General features: G+C 68.8%; 17 protein-coding genes. 7 read left to right on the plus strand and 10 right to left on the minus strand.

The features are described 5' to 3' along the window. Positions 1-95 precede the first annotated feature (95 nt). Positions 96-350 (plus strand): hypothetical protein, encoded by a 255-nt coding sequence (locus IEY88_RS16310; protein ID WP_189155605.1) that lies wholly within the window; start codon positions 96-98, stop codon positions 348-350. A 77-nt stretch (positions 351-427) separates the two neighbouring features. Here IEY88_RS16310 and IEY88_RS16315 read toward each other — a convergent pair whose 3' ends face one another. From IEY88_RS16315 to IEY88_RS16330, 4 genes are all read right to left on the minus strand, one after another. Continuing rightward, positions 428-895, minus strand: coding sequence for an SRPBCC domain-containing protein (locus tag IEY88_RS16315; protein WP_189155606.1), 468 nt, complete (start codon positions 893-895; stop codon positions 428-430). Further along, the gene (locus tag IEY88_RS16320) at positions 892-1212 is read right to left on the minus strand and encodes an NAD(P)H-binding protein (protein ID WP_189155607.1); all 321 of its coding nucleotides are present in this window, start codon (positions 1210-1212) and stop codon (positions 892-894) included. Before IEY88_RS16320 ends, IEY88_RS16315 begins: the two co-directional genes overlap by 4 nt. 60 nt (positions 1213-1272) lie before the next feature. Beyond that, positions 1273-1836 (minus strand): TetR/AcrR family transcriptional regulator, encoded by a 564-nt coding sequence (locus IEY88_RS16325; protein ID WP_189155608.1) that lies wholly within the window; start codon positions 1834-1836, stop codon positions 1273-1275. Positions 1837-1950: 114 nt separating this feature from the next. Beyond that, positions 1951-3546 (minus strand): right-handed parallel beta-helix repeat-containing protein, encoded by a 1596-nt coding sequence (locus tag IEY88_RS16330; protein WP_189155609.1) that lies wholly within the window; start codon positions 3544-3546, stop codon positions 1951-1953. Positions 3547-4057: 511 nt separating this feature from the next. Here IEY88_RS16330 and IEY88_RS16335 point away from each other — a divergent pair. Next, the gene (locus IEY88_RS16335; RefSeq protein WP_189155610.1) at positions 4058-5110 is read left to right on the plus strand and encodes a LacI family DNA-binding transcriptional regulator; all 1053 of its coding nucleotides are present in this window, start codon (positions 4058-4060) and stop codon (positions 5108-5110) included. A gap of 44 nt (positions 5111-5154) precedes the next feature. On the opposite strand, the gene IEY88_RS16340 is transcribed toward IEY88_RS16335, so the two are convergent. Continuing rightward, the gene (locus IEY88_RS16340) at positions 5155-5709 is read right to left on the minus strand and encodes a sigma-70 family RNA polymerase sigma factor (RefSeq protein WP_189155611.1); all 555 of its coding nucleotides are present in this window, start codon (positions 5707-5709) and stop codon (positions 5155-5157) included. A gap of 134 nt (positions 5710-5843) precedes the next feature. Here IEY88_RS16340 and IEY88_RS16345 point away from each other — a divergent pair, with 134 nt between their 5' ends. From IEY88_RS16345 to IEY88_RS16355, 3 genes are all read left to right on the plus strand, one after another. Then, positions 5844-6695 (plus strand): DUF4394 domain-containing protein, encoded by an 852-nt coding sequence (locus tag IEY88_RS16345; RefSeq protein ID WP_189155612.1) that lies wholly within the window; start codon positions 5844-5846, stop codon positions 6693-6695. Positions 6696-6853: 158 nt separating this feature from the next. After that, positions 6854-7330 carry an ATP-binding protein gene (locus IEY88_RS16350; protein ID WP_189155613.1) on the plus strand — a complete coding sequence of 159 codons (477 nt, stop codon included), beginning with the start codon at positions 6854-6856 and terminating at the stop codon, positions 7328-7330. 163 nt (positions 7331-7493) lie between these two features. Continuing rightward, on the plus strand, positions 7494-7874 hold the full coding sequence (locus tag IEY88_RS16355) for an STAS domain-containing protein (RefSeq protein WP_189155614.1): 381 nt from the start codon (positions 7494-7496) through the stop codon (positions 7872-7874). On the opposite strand, the gene IEY88_RS16360 is transcribed toward IEY88_RS16355, so the two are convergent. Next, on the minus strand, positions 7863-9797 hold the full coding sequence (locus IEY88_RS16360; RefSeq protein ID WP_189155615.1) for a SpoIIE family protein phosphatase: 1935 nt from the start codon (positions 9795-9797) through the stop codon (positions 7863-7865). The genes IEY88_RS16355 and IEY88_RS16360 overlap by 12 nt on opposite strands. A 39-nt stretch (positions 9798-9836) precedes the next feature. Then, positions 9837-11381 (minus strand): anti-sigma factor antagonist, encoded by a 1545-nt coding sequence (locus tag IEY88_RS16365; RefSeq protein ID WP_189155616.1) that lies wholly within the window; start codon positions 11379-11381, stop codon positions 9837-9839. Between the two features lie 117 nt (positions 11382-11498). On the opposite strand from IEY88_RS16365, the gene IEY88_RS16370 reads away from it, so the two are divergent. Together IEY88_RS16370 and IEY88_RS16375 are read left to right on the plus strand one after the other, a co-directional pair. Beyond that, positions 11499-11963 (plus strand): STAS domain-containing protein, encoded by a 465-nt coding sequence (locus IEY88_RS16370; protein WP_189155617.1) that lies wholly within the window; start codon positions 11499-11501, stop codon positions 11961-11963. 141 nt (positions 11964-12104) lie between these two features. Beyond that, on the plus strand, positions 12105-12563 hold the full coding sequence (locus tag IEY88_RS16375) for an ATP-binding protein (protein ID WP_189155618.1): 459 nt from the start codon (positions 12105-12107) through the stop codon (positions 12561-12563). Between the two features lie 238 nt (positions 12564-12801). On the opposite strand, the gene IEY88_RS16380 is transcribed toward IEY88_RS16375, so the two are convergent. The 3 genes from IEY88_RS16380 to IEY88_RS16390 all read right to left on the minus strand — a co-directional run bounded on the left by IEY88_RS16380 (position 12802) and on the right by IEY88_RS16390 (position 20745). After that, positions 12802-13851 (minus strand): magnesium and cobalt transport protein CorA, encoded by a 1050-nt coding sequence (locus IEY88_RS16380; RefSeq protein WP_189155619.1) that lies wholly within the window; start codon positions 13849-13851, stop codon positions 12802-12804. 76 nt (positions 13852-13927) lie between these two features. Further along, positions 13928-16171 (minus strand): SpoIIE family protein phosphatase, encoded by a 2244-nt coding sequence (locus IEY88_RS16385; protein ID WP_229693442.1) that lies wholly within the window; start codon positions 16169-16171, stop codon positions 13928-13930. Positions 16172-16200: 29 nt separating this feature from the next. After that, the gene (locus IEY88_RS16390) at positions 16201-20745 is read right to left on the minus strand and encodes a hybrid sensor histidine kinase/response regulator (protein WP_189155620.1); all 4545 of its coding nucleotides are present in this window, start codon (positions 20743-20745) and stop codon (positions 16201-16203) included. Positions 20746-20872: the final 127 nt, after the last annotated feature.

A 20872-nucleotide genomic window follows, 5' to 3' on the forward strand; every position in this document is an offset into this window, starting at 1 on the left:
CCCTCCACAGTGGACGCGTGCATCAAGGGAAAATAGCTGGAATGACTGACACCACTGAGAAGACGTGGAGACAGTAGCGGGAACGTCTGGACGTCGTGATCGACGCGGTCCGCGCCCACGCCGCCGCGCAAGGAGTCGACCTCCACGTGCAGGTGGAACCGATCGAGCGGCCAGGTCCTGCGGCTGTCTGGAACTGGCACCTGACCTGTACCGCCGGCGAAGTCGAGTTCGACGTGATCGCTTCGCGGGACTCGGCCGGCTTCTTGGTCGAGGACGACGGTGGCCGGTTCGAGATCGAGTCCGATGCGGCGTCACTTCCCGAGGTGTTGGTCCAGCGGATTGCCGGGTAGGTGTTCTTCGGTGCTGGGCAGGCAGTGACCACTCCGAACCGATCGACCCCGGCAGGTCGCCGTGGCGCGAACCATCGTCAAACGTGGGCCGGGCCGCCGAGATCCATTCCCTCGAGCCATCGCTGGTGCCAGTGGAGCAAGCAGGGGCGCAGCCACCTGCCCGCGATGGCGGGAAGGAGTCCTCGCTGGGTCTCCTCCGTGACGACGTGCGTCGTCCCGTCGTTCCTCGGTGTGAGAAGCCACCGGTGATGACCGTGCGTGCCGAACGCGGTTCCCGTCCAGCCGAGCTCGCGCTGAGGGTCGAAGAAGGTCACGATGCAGTCGACGCGGACGTTGAACGTGGTCCAGCGGAACCGGGTGCCTGGACCGAGTTCCGCCACGTCGTCGAGCCGGATCCTGCGCGCGTTGCGATACCAGTCCGGCCAGGAACGTGCGTCGACGAGCATCTTCCAGATGACGTCGACGTCGGTGGCGACCACCAGCTCGTTGCGGACGTGGACGACCGTTTCCTCAGGTGACAAGCCTTGTGGCCAGTGAATGGTCATGACGTGCTCCGGGCTAGGTCACGCAGGGTTCCCGTCCGGATGCAGGCGTCCAGCACCGGACCGGTGGTCGTGCCGAAGGGGCCTGCGGCGTTGAGCACGACGGTGAGCCCGCGCAGTGCTTCGTCCAGGGTTCGCGGGTCGTCGAGCGTGCCGGTGCGCCAGGGCAGGTCCAGTCTTCGGGCGACCTTCCCGGTCTTGTTCTCGTCCCGTCTGATCAGGACGGGCTCGAGGCCTTTCTCGACGGCGATCCGCGCGGTCAGCTCACCGATGTAGCCGGTGGCGCCGTAGATCGCGATCGTGCTGCTGTGCATCGTCATCACCGAGTCCATGGGTGGTGGTGCTGCGGGGGTGGTGGGGTCACGTGCCGAAGTCGCTGCTCATGATCGGGTGAGGCCGTCCACGGTGGTGTTCACGAGTGCCATGAGCAGCTTTCGTGCCCGCGGTGCGTCGTCGAGCTCGGTTTCCAGGCCCTGCACGGTGCGCACCAGCGCGGTGGCGATGTCGGCGCAGCGATCCGCGCCGGCGCCGGTGGCGGCGAGGACGCGTGCCGTGAGTTGTTCGATCTCGGCGGTGTACTGCGCTGTGCCGGTGGTGGCGACCCGCCCGTACTCGGCGAGCAGTTCCAGGGCGTGCTCGGAGCGCTCGGCCAGACCCAGGGTCAGGCCGAGCTTGGCCTCCAGGACCGCCACGACGCGCGTGGCGATGTCACCGGTCTCGTCCGCGGCTGTCCGTGCTCGGGCTGCCGAGTCGGTGAGGAGGGCGGCCCCCACCGCCCTCAGCACGTCCTCCTTGCCCTTCACCCTCAGGTACAGCGCGGGCCTGGACATGCCCGCGCCCGCCGCGATGTCCGCCATCGTCGCCCGCTTGAAGCCGTGTCGCGCGAAGGCGTCGAAGCCGGCTGCGAGCAGCGGATCACCTGCGACCACATCCCTGACTGACATGCTGACACTATAAGCACACTTTGTCAGAGTGTCACCCAACGAGATGGTTCGCGTCGGCCGGCGGAGAAGCAAGGGGTTCATCTCCACCGGCCGACGTCCGTCGCGAATGGACGATCAGCTGCCGGCGCGCTTGCGCCGCGCCAGCCAGAAGGCCGCGGCACCCGCTGCCAGCACGGCAGCGCCTCCGATGGTCAGGGCGACCACGCTGGCCCCGGTGCTGGCGAGCCCGCCGGAGCCGGTGACGGAGGCGGTCTCGGTCGTTTCCGGCGACGTGGGGGACGTGGTGGTGGTGGCGCCGGTCGCCGGTGCGACCGGGGCGGCCACCGCGTTGTCCCTGGCCGGCGCCGTCACCGGGTCCGCGGGTTCACCGCTCACCGAGAACTCGAAAGCCCCGCGGTCCACCGCGCTTCCCGCTTTTCGCTGCTTGCCCGCGATGTCGTTCGCGGGCAGCTCGAACGCCGTACCGGAGTCGATCGCGGGAGATCCCTCGGTGAGGCGGAAGTCCGCGGTCGCGAGATCGGTGCCCGGCTTGGCCAGTCCGGGGTCCGCCACGAGGTCCTTCGGGCCCATGGCTTCCGGCTTCTCGCCACCGAAGTAGATGTTGTGGTCGTAGGTGACGTTGGTGTTGCGGTGCGTCGAGTTGGTCGGCTTGCCTTCGCGCACGTAGGACACGTTGTTCAGGATGCGCACGTCGTCGCTCATCGCGGCGAAGATGTTCGCGTACGGCTCCATGTTGGTGCTGCGGGAGTTCAGGTACGCGGTGTTGTTGACGATGTCGACGTGCTGCGACTTGTACGAGTGGATGCCCGAGCCGCCGTTGTCGAACGACAGGTTGTTCGCGACGAGGACACGGCCCTTGTAGGCGGGATCGGAGTTGTCCTTGTCCTTCAGGGTGTCGATGATGATCCCGTTGCCGTCCGAGTGCCTGTCGAGCTTCGTCCAGACGACCTTGGTCTCGTTGTCGTGCACCACGTTGCCGGTGATGCGGATCTTGTACTGCGACGGGTCGCCGGGACCTTCGTCCAGCGCGCGCAGGACGGAGATGCCGCTGGTGGCGTACTCGGTGTACCAGGACGTGGAGTTCACCCTGTTGCGGTCGATCGTCACGTGGTCGGCGTCGATGGCCGAGATGCCACCGCCGGGGCAGTGGTGGACGTGGTTGCCGGTGATCTCCAGGTGGTGCGAGGCCTTGCCGGACTTCTCGTCCTTGTAGGCGCCGATGCAGTTGGTGTTGAAGACGGCCTTCTTCTGCCCGGCCTGCTTCCTCGCCTCCTCCAGGCTGATGGACGCGGCGTCGCCCGCCACCTCGAGGCCCCTGACCTTGATGTGGGAGGCGCCGGTGATCCTGACGCCGTGCCACCCGGTGACAGGGGTGAGCACGGGCTTGTGACCGGGGAACGCCTCGTAGGTGATGGGCGCTCCGGGGATGCCGGAGCGGGTGATGTTCACGACGTCGCGGCCCGGCGCGGTCTCCCGGTAGGTGCCGTTCATCAACTGCACCACGTCACCGGGACCGGTGGAGTCGGCAGCCTTCTGAATCGTTTTGAACGGTTGCGCGGCCGACGTTCCCGCGTTGCCGTCCGATCCGGACGGGCTGACGAAGTACGTGGTGGCCGCGGCATTCGCCGTGCCGCCCGAGGCGAGCAGCACCCATGGTGCGGAGCTGACGCTCACCACGACGGCGAGCCGTAAGAGGCGAAGGGATTTCACGTGCTTCCTTCCTGAGGCGACACGGTTCGCGTCCTCGCCCGTTCGGTCGCGGGGCGCGAGTGTGCCGGACGTCCTGTGCTCCCGCAACCCTCCGGTCGGAGGCGTCCAAACGGGGCACTGGCAGGGTCGAGTTCGTTGTGGTGGAACAAAAACCGCTGGTCGGGGAGTGTGGTACGGCGAGGGCCCCCAGCCGGTTGCCGCTCGTGGGAAAAGCTTTTCCCGAGGAGACGCGGAGGATCGTAACCGATGCCCGCCGCGTTGTTCAGGGGGTATGCCTTGTGTTGCGGTGCAAAGCGTTTCATGTGGACTGACGTGCGTCTTCTGGGTGGAAGGCAAGTCCTGTCTTGAAATCAGCGTTCCGGCATGCCTAGAGTGGTAGCGCGGGAAAACATTTTCCCAAGCCTTGCCGACGACTCGCCGCCGGCCGGTGCCGGGCGGTGCCGGACGGCCGGGAACCACTGGTCCGGGGTGGACTGGGTGGGCGGCGGCTTGGTCCGTAGGATCAGCGGGCGTGGAGGGAAACGCGACGCTGTTCGACGTGGCACGGGTGGCAGGGGTGTCCCTGGCGACCGCGTCGAGGGCGATCAACGGCAGTGCTCGGACGGTGGGCGCGGAACTGCGCGAGAAGGTGCTGCGGGCCGCGCAGGAGTTGGACTACTCCCCGAACGTGGCTGCCAGGGCGATGAAGCGCGGCCACGCCGAGGTGGTCGGCATGATCGTCCCCGACATCGCGGACCCCTACTTCTCGGGCATCGCCTCGGGGGTCATGAAGGCCGCCGACGAGCAGGGCCTGATGGTGTCGATCGCCAGCACGCGCCGGCAGAGCAGCCGGGAAGCCGAGTACCTGGAGGGATTCCGCCGCCAGCGCAACCGCGCGGTCATCCTCGCGGGCAGCCGCACCACCAGCCGTGCCGAGGTCGACCGCCTGCGCGCCGAGGTCGACCGCTTCGAGGCGCAGGGCGGCAGGGTCGCGGTGGTGAGCCAGCGCAAGCTCCCGGTGGACACCGTGGTCGTGGAGAACCGCCAGGGCGCCAGGGCGCTGGCGGCGGACCTCGCCGGACTGGGCTACCGCGACTTCGTCGTGCTCGCCGGCCCCCGCGACCTGCTCACCGCCAAGGACCGGCTCGACGGTTTCCGGACGGGTCTCGCCGACCACCGCGTCGAACTGGCCAGGGAGAGGGTCGTCAACGGCGAGTTCAGCAGGGACGGTGGCTTCCAGGCGATGGAGCAGGTCCTGGACGAGCGCGACGACATCGACTGCGTGTTCGCCGTCAACGACGTCATGGCGCTCGGGGCGATCGCGGCCATCCGTTCGCGGGGACTCGACGTACCCCGCCACCTGTCGATCGCGGGCTTCGGCGACATCTCGACGCTGCGGGACATGTCGCCGCGGCTGACGACCGTGCGGGTGGACCTCGAGAAGTTGGGGCGCCTGGCGCTGGAGATGATCTTGTCGGACGGTGGGGGCGTGCCGCGCACCCACCGGGAGAAGTGCCAGGTGGTGCGGGGGTCCAGCACCCCTGGCCGGAAACCCGCCGGCCGCGGGGCGGCAGCGAGGAAATGACCGCAACGCGGTCGCGGGCCGAGGCGGTAGATGCGCAAGGCCCTTCACGCTCCTCGTCGAACTCCCATCTCCTCCATGGTCAGCCTCAACGCCTTCAGCCCGAAGTGGACCCTGCTGCGCAGGGTCGCCTGTGGCACGCCCAGTTCGGCGGCCACCTCGCGGTACGACCTGTCGCGCAGGTAGGTCTCGACCAGGGCGGTCCGCTGGTCCGAGCTGATCCGCAGCAGCGCGACCTGCACCAGGCGCCGGTCGATCGCGGTGCCCGCGATGTCGGTGCTGACCTCACCGGCCGCGGCGGCGGCTCTCATCGCGGCGGCGATCCGCTTGTCGTGGCGCAGTCGCGAGCGGACCTCGTCGATCACCACGTTGCGAGCGATGGTGAACAGCCACACGCGAACGGTGGCCAACTCGGGCTTGAAGCCGCCCGCGGACTTCCACGCCCGCAGGAACACCTCCTGCACCGCCTCTTCCGCCGCGCAGCCGTCACCCAGCTGCCGCACTGCGAAGCGGTGCAACTCCGGCGCGTGCAAGGCGTAGACCTCCCGGACCCTGAAGCTGCCGTGCAGGTCGGGGCTCTGTCGACTGCCGATGTCCGCCATGAGCTCCCCGTCGCCGTTCCTGCGGGGGATTCGAGACCGCGGACATGACGGATGGGTGATTTCGTCCTGTTTTCAACGCGACGGGTGGTCCGGTCGTAAACACCTGCGACCACAACCCACACCGGGAGAACACCATGCGTATTGCTCGCACGACTGCGCTCGTGGGCGCGGCAGCACTGCTCATGACCGCACTCGGCGCCACGCCCGCGTCGGCGTCGGCCGACCAGCCCCGTGTCCACCTGCTGACTTCCGACGGAGTCCTGAGCACCAGGAGCTGGTCGTCCCCGTTGCTGTCCCAGCAGCGCGTCCGCGTCAGCGGGCTCAAAGCCCGCGACCGGCTGATCGGCATGGACGTGCGGCCCGCGACCCGAGCGTTGTACGCGATCGCTGCCTCTGGCCAGCTCTACGTCCTCGACCCGCGCACGGGCAAAGCGACCGCGGTGGGCGCGCCCGCCGCGATCACGGGAACGGCCGTGGGCTTCGACTTCAACCCGGCCGTGGACCGCATCCGCCTGGTCGCGACCAGCGGCCAGAACCTGCGGCTGCACCCGGACACCGGGGCGGTGGCGGCCGTCGACACACCACTCGCCTATGCCCAGGGAGACCGCGCCGAGGGCAGCACTCCGCAGGTTTCCGGCGCCGGCTACACCAACAGCGTCGCCGGTGCGACGTCCACCACCCTCTACGACCTGGACAGCCGCAGGGACACCCTCGTCACGCAGGGCACGGTCGCGGGCGCGACCCCGGTCGTGTCCCCGAACACCGGACAGCTGTTCACCGTCGGCGGCCTCGGCCTCGACATCGCCAAGACCAACGGCTTCGACATCGCCACCGTGGGCGGACGCGACTCCGCCATGGCCGCGGTGCAACCCGACTTCTCGTTGCTGGGCGGATCGCTCCTGGTGAAGGTCAGCCTGACCACCGGCCGCGCCTCGGTCGTCGGCCTCGCCGGAGGTGACGTCGTAGGACTCGCGTTCGCCCGCTGAGCCGGCCGCGAACGGCCGCCGCGGACTCGAGGCCCGCGGCGGCCGGGGCCCTGATCACTTGCGGGTCGCGGTGGCGGCAGCAGGAAGTTCCGCTCGATCGTGACGCAGGGCAGCCGAACCGCCGAGCGGGCGTCGAGCGAACACAGGAAGTGAGGACCGTGCTCCCGAACGACCAGCCCGGCGACGAACCGGGACTCCTCTCGCAGGAGCTGGACCTGGACCGTCCGAGACCGTCGATCGCGGCGGTCAGGGACTGGACCAGGGACGGGCTGAGCGGCCTGGACGAAGACGTCCTGGAGGACGTCGTGCTGGTGATCAACGAGCTGGTGAGCAACGCGTTCGACCACGGCCTGCCCCCGCGCCGGATCAGGCTGCACCGGTCCAGCGATCTCCGCCTGGTCCGGGTGGAGGTCGACGACGCCTCGCTCGACACGCCGGTCGTGGGCGCCTCACGCCTCAACGCCGACCGCGGCCGGGGATTGATCATCGTCGATCGGCTGGTCAAGGGGTGGGGGGTCGTGGACCAGCCGGCCGGCAAGACCGTCTGGGCGGAGGTCGACGCGGTGCTTCCAGTAGGTCGCGACGAGCCTTCTCGACACGATCACCCGACGCTGACCGCCCGCAGCGTGTCATAGAGCGGACGCGGGTCGGCTGGGCCGTGGCCGCGCGGCGGGCAGTCCGGCAGCGGTCGAGCTCGGCGTTGATCATGTGCGGCCGCGTGGCAGCTCTTACGCTCGGAACGCGTCCTGTCGCACTGAGGATCGAATGTCGTTGCCGAGCAGAAGGCCAGGAACTCCGATGGACCCCACAGTTCGGGCCGCGTCGGTCACCGTCAGCGCAGCCGAGCACTCCGACGTGCTGGTCGTGCGGCTGTCCGGCGACCTGGACGCCGAGTCCGCCGTCGCGGCGCAGGCCGCGCTGGTCGAGATGACCGACGGGCTGATCCCGCCCGCACGGGTCGTCCTCGACCTGACAGCGGTGGACCTGCTGTCAGCAGCCGGTGTCCGCGTTCTGCAAGGCCTCGTCGGCACGTTCGCCGAGCGGAACGTCGGTGTTCGTCTCGCGGCGGACCCGGACAGCCTCGTGCACTCGATGGTGAGGCTTGCTCTGCAGGACCACGGAATCGGTGTTCACACCAGCGTGTCAGACGCCCTCCGTGCCAGGTGTTCAGGCAGGTGACCACGGCAGGTCGACGAGATCGAGGACGAAGGCCGCCGGACTGCCGCGGTGGGCGATCAACACCGGTTCGTGGTGATGTGCGGCGAGTTGCCCGGCGAGGTCGTAGAGGATCCGCACGCCCGCGCTGAGCAGGTGGGAGACCTCGGACAGGTCGACGGTCAGGGGCAGCACGCCGCCTCGGGAGGCGAGGAACAGGTGGCGTGCGAACTCGGTCGAGGTCATCGCGTCCACTGGGCCGTGCACGCGTACGACCGCCGTGTCCGGGCCTTCCACCGTCTCGACGCGGAACGCCGGGGAGGGCTCCTCGTGCGAGGCGTCGGGGCTCGTGCCGGAGGCGAGCATCGGGGGTTGGCGGATGCGGTGCCGGAAGGTCACCGTGGTGCCGCGCGCGCCTGGTGGCTCGCCGGCGCGTTGCGGGGGATGGGTGACGGTGACCTCGTCGACGAGTTGCTGGCACAGCATCAGGCCACGTCCTCTGTCGGTGCTGCCGGGGTCCGCCGCACGCCAGCGGCCCTCGTCGCCGACGCGGAGTTCGCAGATGCCGTCGGGTGTCAGCTGTGCGGTGATCAGGACGGTGCCCTGCCGGCCTGGCGGGTAGGCGTGTTCGGCCGTGTTGGTGGTCGCTTCGCCGACGGCGAACTCGAGGACCTCCCGGTCTCGTCGGCCCGCGTTGACGCCGGCCAGCCAGTCCCGGATCTCGCGCCGGGCGAGAGCCAGGTTGGAGAGCGTGCTGGCGAACCGCACCGACAGCGGTGGCACCGGCTCGGCCAGGCGCTGGACCGCGAGGGTGGTGACGTCGTCGCGGTAGCCGGTGCGGGTGAGCAGGTCGATGGTGAGCCGGCAGACTCGTTCGACCGCCTGATCAGTCTCGGTGTGGGGCAGCACGCGGTTCATCGCGGCGTCCGCAGCCAGCGTGGCGAGTTCGACAGCGGCTTCGCCCGGTGTGCGGCCGGGCCGTTCGACCAAGCCGTCTGAGTACAGCAGGACCAGGTCGTCGGGGGCGAGGCGAGCAGTGGACAGAGCGGGGGAGCGGCCCACACCGAGTGGCCCGCTCGTCGGACCGCTCAGGAACTCGGTGGTGCCGTCCGCTCGGACCACGAGCGGCGGTGGGTGGCCGCACGAGCTGTAGGACAACTCTCCTGTCCGCGGATCGAGCTTGACCACCGCGAGTGTGGCGGCGTGCAGGGCCCGGTGACCCGCGGCGAAGGAATTGGTCTGCTCGAGCGCGCTGAGCAGGTCGTCGTTGGTGTGCAACAGGAACGCCAGGACCGTGCGCAGCTGGCCCATCGCCGCCGACGCGGTGACGCCGCTTCCCGCGACGTCACCCACCGCCAGGACGACGGCGCCGTCCTTCAGCGGGATGGCGTCGAACCAGTCACCTCCGGCGGTGGGGCCGTGCTCGCCGGCCAGGTACCTCGCGGCGATCCTGGCCTGCGGCAGCACCGGCAGCGATGTCGGCAACAACGCGGCTTGCAGCTCCGCGACCCCACGGCCGCGCCGATCCCGGACCTGCTCGGTGACGTCGACGGCGTACGCCGAAACGCCGCGAACCGCCCCGTCGTCGTGGAAGTACGGCTCCATCACGAGATCGACGAAGGCCTCCACCGGCCTACCGGCGGCACGATCGACCTGGACACCCCACTCACCGACCGTGTGCGGCTCTCCTGTGACGTAGACCCGGTCGATCCCGGCCTGGACTCGTCGGCCCTCCAACCCCGGCAGCAGCTCACGGGCCGCCAGGCCCACGGGTTCGGAGACCCCGGCGAATCTGCGGAAGGCTTCGTTCGCCGCGACCAGCCGCTGCTCAGGCCCTTCCCAGGCGGCGAGCGCCGGCGACGACTCGTCGAACCGGTCACGCACGACGTGCGGATCGCCGACGCGCCGCAAGTGCGTGGCGTCGTCGCGCCGCGATTCCGGTCCCATATCCGCTAGACGTACCCAGCCTCGCGTCACCTATGCGTGTCAGTCGCTGCCCTGATGGTCAGGGCGCGCGGACGCGGCACGATCGACGCGCTCGTACACCGCCAGCACCTCCTGGCCGAGCTTGTCACGCGCGTAGCGCGCCATCACACGGTCACGCGCGGCGATGCCCAACTCCTCCCTCAGCGTCTGGTCGGCGAGCAACCGCCGGAGCGTCCGAGCCAGAACACGAGGTTCACGTGGCGGTACGTGCAGGCCGGTGATGTTGTGCACGACGATGTCCTCCAGCGCGCCCACCGCGGTGGCGACCACCGGGACACCACACGCCATGGCCTGCAGAGCCACCAGGCCATACGGTTCGGCGGTGGGTACGCAGACCACGACGTCGGCGGAACGCAACAAGACGGGCATGCGGGCACGGGGGACTTCGCCGGCGAACGTGACCCGGTCCCGGACCCCCAGGTCGTGTGCGAGCTCGCGCAGCTCCTGAGCGACCGTGCTGGACCTCGGGTTGTCTCCCGCGATCACCAGCTCGACGGTCTCGAGCGCGGGCAGGCACGCGATGATGTCCGCGAAATCGGTGCCGCGAAAGAATTTCCCGACGGTGACGAGACGTTGCAGCGCTCCCCGGGCGGCGACCGGGCCGTCCGGGTGGAAGTGCTCCACGTCGACTCCGGACGGGATCATGGAGACCTGGATCCGGCGCACGCCCTGTCGCCACATCTCGGAGGCTTCCGGTGAACTGGCCGCCACGACCCATGAGGCCTTGCGCGCGACGAGCCTTTCGACGTCGGCGCGCTGCTGGATCTCCTGCGCACTGACCGCGTTGTAGGAGTGCACGACAGGGATCCAGGTCCGGCGAGAACCGATGGCGGCCGCCAGTCCGGACGTCCAGTGGTGCGTGTGCGCGATGTCCGGCGGACGCGACCTCCAGCGTTGTGCGAGGAACTGCGCGAACTCTTCGAGGTGAGGCACGACCTCGTCCTCGGTGAGCCGGCGGGCAGGCCCTGCCGGCACGTGCACCACCTCGTACCCGTCCTCGGTGCGGACGCGATCCGGAGCTCGGGGATCGTCCCGCCGGGTGTAGACGACCACTTCGTGCCCGAGGCCGCGCAGGGCTGCCGCCAGCTGTGCGACGTGCGTCCCCTGCCCGAGATCGTCAGCGAGCGGGCTGGCCTGCTCGGACACCAGGGCGATCCGCATCGACGCCCGTCCGGCCCTGCGCGCCACGCGGATCGCGTCCGACAGGGTTTCGTGTCGTGAGAAGTTTTCAGCCAACCCGGCGACCTGAAGCGTTCGCGTGATGTGCGCTCCAGGCGTGACGAGATGAAGCGGGATGTCACGGCTCCGCGCGTGCTGTTGGATTTCCATGAGCGCGTTGATGCCGGACGAACTGAAGTAGGACACCTGGCCGAGGTCGACGACGACGGCGTGGGGACACGTCTCCACCTGAGCCGCCAGCTCCGCGACCAGCGCGGGAGCCGTGCTCAGGTCGACCTCTCCCGCAACGGAAACGATCGATATCCCGCCATCGAGTGTCGTGCCCACCGACCAATCCTCGGGCACGTCGAAAAGAGGGTCCCGCATCTCGATCGCTCCCTTGTGCCGGGACGTCATCGAGCTGAATGCTTAACCCGAGAAGCCGCTGAACGCTACCGACCGTAGCCCCCTCGCAACGCTGCCCACAAGCCGAGAAGTGTGAGTTTGACTTTCGCTGAGAACGGGTATGTCCACCGACGACCGATATGCTCAGGAAATCTGATCGCGATCAGTTGGCCATTCGGCAGGGAAGAGGCCTTCGGTGTGACTGAGCCAGCCCCGAGCGTGCAGCCGATTTCCGTCGGGATCAGCCAAGTCGGCGACCAGGTGTCGGTGGCGTCCATCGCCGGTGAGATCGACATGCTGACCGAAGCGGTGGTCCGGGACGCGGTCCGCTGCCAGCTCGCGGCAAAACCGCGCTTGCTCGTGCTGGACCTGACCGAGGTCGGGTTCATGGCGTCGTCCGGGCTCGACCTGATCCTGCAGATCCAAGCTCGCGCGCTTGAACAGGGCACTCGCCTCTCCGTGGTCGCGAACCAGGGTTCCGTGCGCCGCCTTCTGAGTGTGAGCGGCGTCGACACCGCCGTGGACCTGCATCACGATCTCGGCTCGGCTCTGCGGTCGTGCTGAGTGGCCGGTCAGAATGTGGATCTCGTGATGAGAACTCAACCGAAAACGGGTTTGGACTCGCTTTGCAGGTGATTGTGGCGAGAACTGGTCACCGTCGTGGTGAGATGCGGTGGATCAGCGAACGTGGAGGCAAGATCGCTCGTGACCATCGCCGATGAGGACGCCGCGTCATTGGTCGTCGACCTTCCGGTCGAGCGCGAATCGCTGGTGCCCGATGTGCGCCGCGAGGTCGATGCGGCATTGCGCGACCTGGGAGAGGATCACCGTTACGACGTGCTCCTCGTCGTGACCGAACTGGTGAGCAACGTCCTGGACCACACGGCCGGCCCCGGCCGGCTTCGAGTTCTTCGCGGCGACGCTCCCTGCGAGGTCTCGGTGGAAGTCGACGACACGTCGTCCGCGCGGCCGCGTCATGGCCGATCGAGGCTGGGCCCGCACCGCGGCAAGGGGATGGTGGTCGTGGGCAACGTCTCGAACGACTGGGGGACGAGACCGGGACCGGAGAGCGGTAAGACCGTCTTCGCGGTGATCCGATGTGGCGACGGTGCGACGTCGGCCGCCCCATGCGAGCCCTCGGACGGCGTCCACTACGGAGTCTGATGGATGAGCACGACGATCAGAACGACCCAGCTGACCAGAGCGGTCACCAGGACGATCCTCAGTAGTTTGTTGCTGGACAAGGGGAATCCTCGTGGAAATCGGTGGTGGAAGGCGGAGGTTCCACTGCGTGGCCGCCTTGAGGTCGTGACCCGGTTACGCTGAAGGCTCCTTCATGCGCCAGAGGCGCACAAGCACGTGGCTGTCGCGTGTTCGGCTGATCCCCCGGGGCACACGCCGATCACAACCACCGGTTGCGCTTGAACATCCGGTAGAGCACCAGGCACGCGATGAGGATCATCGACAGGACTAGTGGATAGCCGTATCTCCAGCGCAGCTCCGGCATGTGGTCGAAGTTCATGCCGTAGACGCCGACGACCATCGTGGGCACCGCGATGATCGCGACCCAGGAGGAGATCTTGCGCATGTCGTTGTTCTGCTGCAACGACACCTTCGCCAGCGTCGCGTTCACGAGGGTGGTGAGCAGTTCGTCGAAACTGACAAGTCGCTCCACCACGATGGTCAGGTGGTCGTTGACGTTGCGGAAGTACGAGTGCAGCATCTCGGGAACCAGCGGGCCGCAGTGGTCCTCGCTGAGCTTGCGCAGCGGGCCGGTCAGCGGCATGACCGCGCGGCGCAGTTCGGTGAGTTCCCGTTTGAACAGGTACATCTGTTCCACGCCGATCTCGCTGTGCGGAGCGAACACCGCGGTCTCGATCACGTCGACGTCGCCTTCGAACGCCTCGACGACGGCGAGGTAGTCGTCGACGACGCGGTCGGCGATGGCGTGCAGCACCACCGCCGGTCCTGCGGCCAGCCGGGCGGGCTGGTCCTCCAGCTCTCTGCGGAGCTCGCCGAGCGGAGAGTGGTCGCCGTGCCGGACGGTGATGACGTAGTCGCGGCCGAGGAACACCATGATCTCGCCCGATTCGACGATCTCGTTGGCCGTGGTGGGGGACTCGTGTTCGACGTAGCGCACCGTCTTGAACACGGTGAACAGGTTGTCCGCGTAGAGCTCCAGCTTGGGCCGCTGGTGAGCGTGCACCGCGTCTTCCACGGCCAGCTCGTGCAGTCCGAACGCTTCGGTCACGTCCCGGATCTGCTCGGCGTCGGGAGCGAAGAGGCCGATCCAGACGAAGCCGGTTCCGCGATCGCGCACCTCGGCGACCGCCTCGGCCGGTGACCGGTCGCCCGGCACGCGAGCGCCGTCGACGTAGATGCCGCAGGCCACCACCGGGTCGCGCTCTGCGGGCAACAGCCCACCTGGACTCACGCCTGCGGAAGTCGTCATAGCGGCGATCTTCCCTCGACAGAAGACCAATCGAACGCCGTCTGGCTATTCTTACGCGATCCTTACGCCGCGACGATTACGGCAGTTGAACGCCGACGACGCAGGTGTCGTCGTCGGTGTTGGACTCGCCGTGTGCGAGCAGGTGGTCGAGCAGCTCGTCCAGGTTCGACGCCGGCGTTCGCGCTGCCTCGCACAGGTGGTCCAGGCAGTCGTCGAGCGGAACGTCCCTGCGCTCGACCAGGCCGTCGGTGTACAACAGCAGGGTGTCACCCGGTTCCAGCTGCAGCTGACCCTCCTCATAGGACGGTTCGGCGAGGGCGCCGAGCAGCACACCGCGCAGCATCGGCAGCAGTTCGGCGTCGCCGTCGCGGATCAGCACCGGCGGCAGGTGGCCCGCGCGGGCCCAGCGCAGGACGCGGGTGTGCGGATCGTAGAGGCCGCAGATCGCGGTCGCGATGATGTTGTCGCTGAGGTGGTGCGCCACGAGGTTGAGCCACGTGAGCAGTTGCGCGGGGCCGGCGCCGGTGGCGGCGAGCCCGCGCAGTGCGTTGCGCAGCACCACCATGCCAGTCGCGCCCTTGATGCCGTGGCCGGTGATGTCACCGACCGACACGAGGATCTGCTTGGTGGGCAGGACGACGGCGTCGTACCAGTCGCCGCCGACGAGCTCCTCCTGCGCGGCGGGCCGGTACCGCACCGCCACGCGCAGTCCGAACGCGTCGATCGTGGGGTGTGTCGGCGGCATGATCACTTGCTGGAGCTGCAACGTGAGCGTGTTGCGCTCCAGGGATTCCTGCTCGGTGATCGCGAGCTGGTCCTGCGTCGCGGACAGCGCGACCTCGGTCCAGTGCTGGGCGGACACGTCCTGGTACGCCCCGCGGACGGCGAGCAGTTCGCCCTGTGAGTCGAGCACGGGCTCGGCGATCACCCGCACGTGCCTGGTGACGCCGTCCGGGCGTTGCAGGCGGAACGCCGTCGACGCCTGCTGCCGGTCCCGCAGGACGTTGTGCACGAACCCGTTGAGCGAGAGGACGTCGTCGGGGTGGGCGTGTGCCGCGATCTCCGCCAGGGGCACCGGATCGGTGCCGGGTGCGAGCCCGTACAGGGCGTACAACTGGCTGTTCCACATGATCCTGCCGCTGTGACGTTCCTCCTCGAAACCACCGACACGGCCGAGTCGCTGCGCGTGTTGCAACAGGTTCGCCAGACGGGCCGTCTCGTCCTGCGCCCTCCACACGACCAGGACCAGCGCACCGTGCCTGGTGATGCTCACACTGGCCGCGACCGTGAGCGGCACCTCGTCGATGAGCGCCGCGAGGGTCATGCGCTCGGCCCGGAACGATTCGCCGGTGGCGTGCACGTGCTCGATCTTGTCGAACAGGTTTCCTTCGGCCGAGGCCAGCGGGTAGGCCTCCAGCAGTGACTTGCCCGCGATCGCGGAGCGCGGCCTGCCGGCGAGGTCGACGAACCCGCGGTTCACGTGGTGCACCCGGAAGTCGGCGATCGTGCCGTCGGGCGAGATCTCCGGTCCGAGCACGAGAGCGGGGTCGAGCAGCCCGTCGGCGAGGTCGACGAGTTCGGACGGCGCCCGCGCGAGATTCGGTGCCGCGGTGCTGTCGAGGGTGGCGGCGCACAGCTGCGCCAGCGCTTCCACCTGTTTGTGCACGCTCAGGGACTGGGGCGCGAGCGGAGCAGGCCAGCAGATCTCCAGCACGCCGGCGATCCGCCCGCCGGTCCCGGCGGGGACGGCGACGCGGCCGGGCAGGCCCGGGCCGATCGACGGCAGGCCTGACTCGTCGAGGTCGACGATCCACACGGCGTCCCGCTCGACCAGCGCGCGGCGGGCGGGAGTCGACACACCGGGCGGGACGTAGTGCCAGCGGCTCGCCTCGCCCGGCTCGAACCCGGCGTGCCCGGCGAGCGTCAGCGACGCGTCGGAACCCGCTGACCAGATCGCCACCGCGCTCGCGCCCAGGGGTGCGAGCGCGTGGGTGAACAGGGACTGCGCGACGGCCTGCGTGTCATCGGCGCCCAACGCGCCGCTCTCCGCGGTCCGCAGCCGGACCGCGGTCGTTCTGCTCGGCTCGTCGGGCACCGCGGTGAGGGTGTCGCCGGACACCTCGTTGATGATCTCCACGGCGAGCGTGAGCTGTGTGATGCCTGCCTGCTCGGCGAGCAGCGCGAGCTGTTCGGCGGCCTGTGCCGGGCCGCAGCGCAGCCGTTCGACGAGCACGCCTTTGGCGAGTTCCACCAGCGCCCGGCCGTCCGCGGTGGCCCGCACCTCGTCCATCTCCCTGCTGAGCCGGTCGATCGTGCTCACGAGCCGGTTCACGGCAGGCTGACCGGCGGTCACCGCGCACGCATCCACCGGCGCACGCACGAGATGAGGTCGTCGGCGTCGACCGGTTTGGTGACGTAGTCGTTGGCGCCGGAGGCGATGCTCTTGTCGCGGTCACCCGGCATCGCCTTCGCCGTCACCGCGATGATCGGCAGCTCGGAGTGGTCCGGCATCGCGCGAATCGCCGAAGTGGCGGCGTAGCCGTCCATCTCGGGCATCATCACGTCCATCAGGATCAGGTCGATCTCCGGGTTGGCGAGCAGCGAGTCGATGCCCTCCCTGCCGTTCTCCGCGTGCAACACCTGGACGCCGTGCAGTTCCAGGATGCTGCTCAGGGCGAAGAGGTTGCGGGCGTCGTCGTCGACGATCAACACCGTCCTGCCGTTGAGCTGGGCGTTCACCTGGGGCGCCGCGACCGGTTGCCTCGGCTGTTCCGGGCGGACCAGGGGCAGCACGTCGTCGGGGCCTTCGGCGTTGAGGTGCAACGCGATCCGTTCGCGCAGCTCGTCCAAACTGGACAGCAGCTCCAGGGGCCGGGTGTCGCTGTGCGCCTGCAGCTGCCGCTCGTACTGCGGGGACAGCCTGCGGTTGTTGTGCGCCAGCACGGGGATCATGCGTGCCGCGGTGTCACCGTCGAGCGCCTCCAGGAAACGCAGTGCCGCACCGTCGGGCATGTCCAGTTCCAGCACCACGCAGTGGCAGGGCTCCGCGGCGAGCGCGGCTGCCGCCTCTTCCCTGCCGACCGCGGTGACCACCTCGACCGGGCCGCGCGGGTCGTCGCTCGCCGAGAGGTCCGTGACAGCGCTCTGGGCGACGAGGGAGAGCAGGCCCTGCGGTCGTTCCTCGATCACCAGCAGCCTGCGCTTGTGGCCGCTCACCGGCTTCTTCGTCTCCGACGGCGCGACCAGCGCGTCCGGCGCGGCCTGCGTCTGGGGGTCCTGCACGGACTCCGGGAAGCCCGCACGGCGCACCGGCAGGTAGAGGGTGAAGGTGCTGCCCTTGCCGACCATGCTCTCCGCGGTGATGGACCCGCCGAGCAGGTAGGCGATCTCGCGGCTGATCGACAGCCCCAGGCCCGTGCCGCCGTACTTGCGGCTGGTCGTGCCGTCGGCCTGCTGGAACGCGCCGAAGATGGATTCGAGCTGGTGCTCGGCGATCCCGATGCCGGTGTCGCTCACCCGGAACATGATCGCCGGGCCGTGCTCGCGCACCGCGGGCGGCAGTTCCTGCGGGTCGGCGAGCTCGATGCGCAGCTCGACGCCACCGGTCTCGGTGAACTTCACCGCGTTGGACAGCAGGTTGCGCAGCACCTGCTGCAGGCGCGAGTCGTCGGTGACCAGCTCCGGGGGAGTGCCCGGCGAGGTGGTCAGCTGGAACGTCAGGCCCTTTTGCGAGGTGAGCGGGCGGAAGGTCACCTCGACGTAGTCCAGCAGCTGCCGCAACGACACGCGTTCGGGCGTGATGTCCATCTTGCCCGCTTCGATCTTCGACAGGTCGAGGATGTCGTTGATCAGCCCGAGCAGGTCGGAGCCGGCGGAGTGGATGATGCCCGCGTACTCGACCTGTTTCGACGTGAGGTTGCGGCTCGGGTTCTGGGCGAGCAGCTGGGCGAGGATGAGCAGGCTGTTGAGCGGGGTGCGCAGCTCGTGGCTCATGTTGGCCAGGAACTCCGACTTGTACTTCGACGCCAGGGAGAGTTCCCGCGCACGGGTCTCGAGTTCCTGGCGTGCCTGCTCGATCTCGAGGTTCTTCGCTTCGATGTCGCGGTTCTGCGTGGCCAGCAGCGCCGCCTTCTCCTCCAGTTCGGCGTTGGAGCTCTGGAGTTCTTCCTGGCGCACCTGCAGTTCGCCGGAGCGGGACTGCAGCTCGCCGGCCAGGCGCTGCGACTCGGCGAGCAGCTCGTCGGTGCGGGCGTTGGCGATGATCGTGTTGACGTTGACGCCGATGGTCTCCATCAGCTGTTCGAGGAAGTCGCGGTGGATGTCGGTGAAGTGGTGCACCGACGCCAGTTCGATGACGCCCAGGACCTGGTCTTCCACCACGATGGGCAGCACGACGAGGTTCACCGGTGCCGTGCGGCCGAGGCCCGAGGTGATGGCGATGTAGTCGGCGGGCATCTCGTCGACCGCGATGGTCCGGCGGCTGCGCGCGGCCTGGCCGACCAGCGACTGCCCGAACCGGAACCGGGTCGGCTGCGAGTCGTCGGAGTGCCCGTAGGAGCTGATCAGCCGCAGCTCTTCCCGGTCCTCGGAGTCGTCGGCCAGGTAGAACGCGCCGTACTGGGCCGTCACCAGGGGAGTGAGCTCGTCCATGATCAGTTCGGCGACCACGGCGAGGTCGCGGCGGCCCTGCATGAGACCGGAGATGCGGGCCAGGTTGGACTTGAGCCAGTCCTGGTCCTGGTTGGCCTTGGTGGAGTCGCGCAACGACCCCACCATCGAGTTGATGTTGTCCTTGAGCTCGGCGACCTCGCCGGAGGCCTCGACGGTGATCGACCGCGTCAGGTCACCCTCGGCGACCGCGCTGGTCACCTCGGCGATCGCGCGGACCTGCCGGGTGAGGTTGCCGGCGAGCTCGTTGACGTTCTCGGTGAGCCGCTTCCACGTGCCGGAGACGCCCTCGACCTCGGCCTGACCGCCCAGCCGCCCCTCGCTGCCGACCTCGCGCGCCACTCGGGTCACCTCGGCGGCGAACGAGCCGAGCTGGTCGACCATCGTGTTGATCGTGGTCTTGAGCTCCAGGATCTCGCCGCGCGCGTCGACGTCGATCTTCTTGGTCAGGTCGCCCTGCGCGACGGCGGTGGTGACCTGGGCGATGTTGCGCACCTGGTTGGTCAGGTTGTTCGCCATGAAGTTGACGTTGTCGGTCAGGTCCTTCCACGTGCCGGCGACGTTCGGCACCCGTGCCTGGCCGCCGAGCATGCCCTCGGTGCCGACCTCACGCGCCACACGCGTGACCTCGTCGGCGAACGCGGACAGCGTGTCGACCATCGTGTTGATCACCCCGGCCAGCGCGGCGACCTCGCCCTTGGCCTCGACGGTGATCTTCTGGCTGAGGTCACCACGGGCGACCGCGGTGGCCACCTGGGCGATGGACCGCACCTGGTTGGTCAGGTTGGTGGCCATGACGTTGACGTTGTCGGTCAGGTGCTTCCAGGTGCCGGAGACGCCCCGCACGGTCGCCTGGCCGCCCAGGTTGCCCTCGGTGCCGACCTCGCGCGACACGCGGGTGACCTCGTCGGCGAAGCCGGACAGCTGGTCGACCATCGTGTTGATGGTCTCCTTGAGCTCCAGGATCTCGCCGCGGGCGTCGACGCGGATCTTCTGGCTCAGGTCGCCGCGGGCCACCGCCGTCGTCACCTGGGCGATGGAACGCACCTGCGCGGTGAGGTTGTCCGCCATGACGTTGACGGACTCCGTCAGGTCCTTCCACGTGCCCGACACACCCTTGACGTCGGCCTGGCCGCCGAGGCGGCCGTCCGTGCCGACCTCTCGCGAGACGCGGGTGACCTCGTCGGCGAACGAGCTGAGCTGGTCCACCATCGTGTTGATCGTGTTCTTCAGCTCGAGGATCTCGCCGCGGGCGTTGACGGTGATCTTCTGCGACAGGTCACCACGGGCGACCGCCGTGGCGACCTGGGCGATCGACCGCACCTGGGCGGTGAGGTTGCCCGCCATGAAGTTCACCGAGTCGGTCAGGTCGCGCCAGGTACCGGACACGCCCTTCACGTCGGCCTGCCCGCCCAGCGCGCCTTCGGTGCCGACCTCGCGGGAGACTCGGGTGACCTCGTCGGCGAACGAACCGAGCTGGTCGACCATCGTGTTGATGGTGTTCTTGAGCTCCAGGATCTCGCCGCGGGCGGTCACGGTGATCTTCTGGCTGAGGTCGCCCTGCGCGACGGCCGTCGTCACCTGGGCGATGTTGCGGACCTGGTCGGTCAGGTTGCCCGCCATGAAGTTCACGGAGTTCGTGAGGTCGAGCCACACACCGTCGACCCCGGGCACCTCGGCCTGCCCGCCGAGCTGCCCCTCGCTGCCGACCTCGCGTGCCACGCGGGTCACCTCGTCGGCGAACGAGCTGAGCTGGTCGACCATCGTGTTCACGGTGTTCTTGAGCTCGAGGATCTCGCCGCGCGCGTCCACGTCGATCTTCTGGCTCAGGTCACCCCGCGCCACCGCCGTCGCGACCTGGGCGATGTCGCGGACCTGGCTCGTCAGGTTGCCCGCCATCGCGTTCACCGAGTCGGTGAGGTCCTTCCAGGTGCCCGACACGCCGGGCACCTCGGCCTGGCCGCCCAGGCGGCCGTCCGTGCCGACCTCCCGGGCGACACGGGTGACCTCGGAGGTGAACAGCGACAGCTGGTCCACCATGCCGTTGAAGACCGTCGCGATCTCACCGAGCAGCCCGTCCGAGTCGTCCGGGAGCTGGATGCCGAAGTCGCCGTCGCGCACCGCCGTGAGCCCGGCGAGCAGTTGCCGCAGCTCCGGCAGGTCCACTGCTCTTCGGGCGCTGTCCTGACCTTCGCCCTGCTCGGTCGACGTGGCCGTCCCGCTCATCCGCACTTCCTCCACTGCCTGGCTGGAACGACGTGGAGGCAGACCTGTGTCTTCAAGTGCACCTCGTTCGACCATGAGATTACTGGACCCGGGGTGCGTTCCGGACGGCTGGACGACGTCCGGCTCC

Origin of the sequence: Lentzea pudingi (assembly GCF_014646255.1) — a bacterium.
Lineage (GTDB): Bacteria > Actinomycetota > Actinomycetes > Mycobacteriales > Pseudonocardiaceae > Lentzea > Lentzea pudingi.

Excerpts from the sequence above, each read along its gene's own strand:
- IEY88_RS16315 (WP_189155606.1), bottom strand. The coding sequence starts at position 895 with ATGACCATTCACTGGCCACAAGGCTTGTCACCTGAGGAAACGGTCGTC.
- IEY88_RS16320 (WP_189155607.1), bottom strand. The coding sequence starts at position 1,212 with ATGACGATGCACAGCAGCACGATCGCGATCTACGGCGCCACCGGCTAC.
- IEY88_RS16325 (WP_189155608.1), bottom strand. The coding sequence starts at position 1,836 with ATGTCAGTCAGGGATGTGGTCGCAGGTGATCCGCTGCTCGCAGCCGGC.
- IEY88_RS16340 (WP_189155611.1), bottom strand. The coding sequence starts at position 5,709 with ATGGCGGACATCGGCAGTCGACAGAGCCCCGACCTGCACGGCAGCTTC.
- IEY88_RS16345 (WP_189155612.1), top strand. The coding sequence starts at position 5,844 with ATGCGTATTGCTCGCACGACTGCGCTCGTGGGCGCGGCAGCACTGCTC.
- IEY88_RS16355 (WP_189155614.1), top strand. The coding sequence starts at position 7,494 with ATGGACCCCACAGTTCGGGCCGCGTCGGTCACCGTCAGCGCAGCCGAG.
- IEY88_RS16360 (WP_189155615.1), bottom strand. The coding sequence starts at position 9,797 with ATGGGACCGGAATCGCGGCGCGACGACGCCACGCACTTGCGGCGCGTC.
- IEY88_RS16365 (WP_189155616.1), bottom strand. The coding sequence starts at position 11,381 with ATGCGGGACCCTCTTTTCGACGTGCCCGAGGATTGGTCGGTGGGCACG.
- IEY88_RS16380 (WP_189155619.1), bottom strand. The coding sequence starts at position 13,851 with ATGACGACTTCCGCAGGCGTGAGTCCAGGTGGGCTGTTGCCCGCAGAG.
- IEY88_RS16390 (WP_189155620.1), bottom strand. The coding sequence starts at position 20,745 with ATGAGCGGGACGGCCACGTCGACCGAGCAGGGCGAAGGTCAGGACAGC.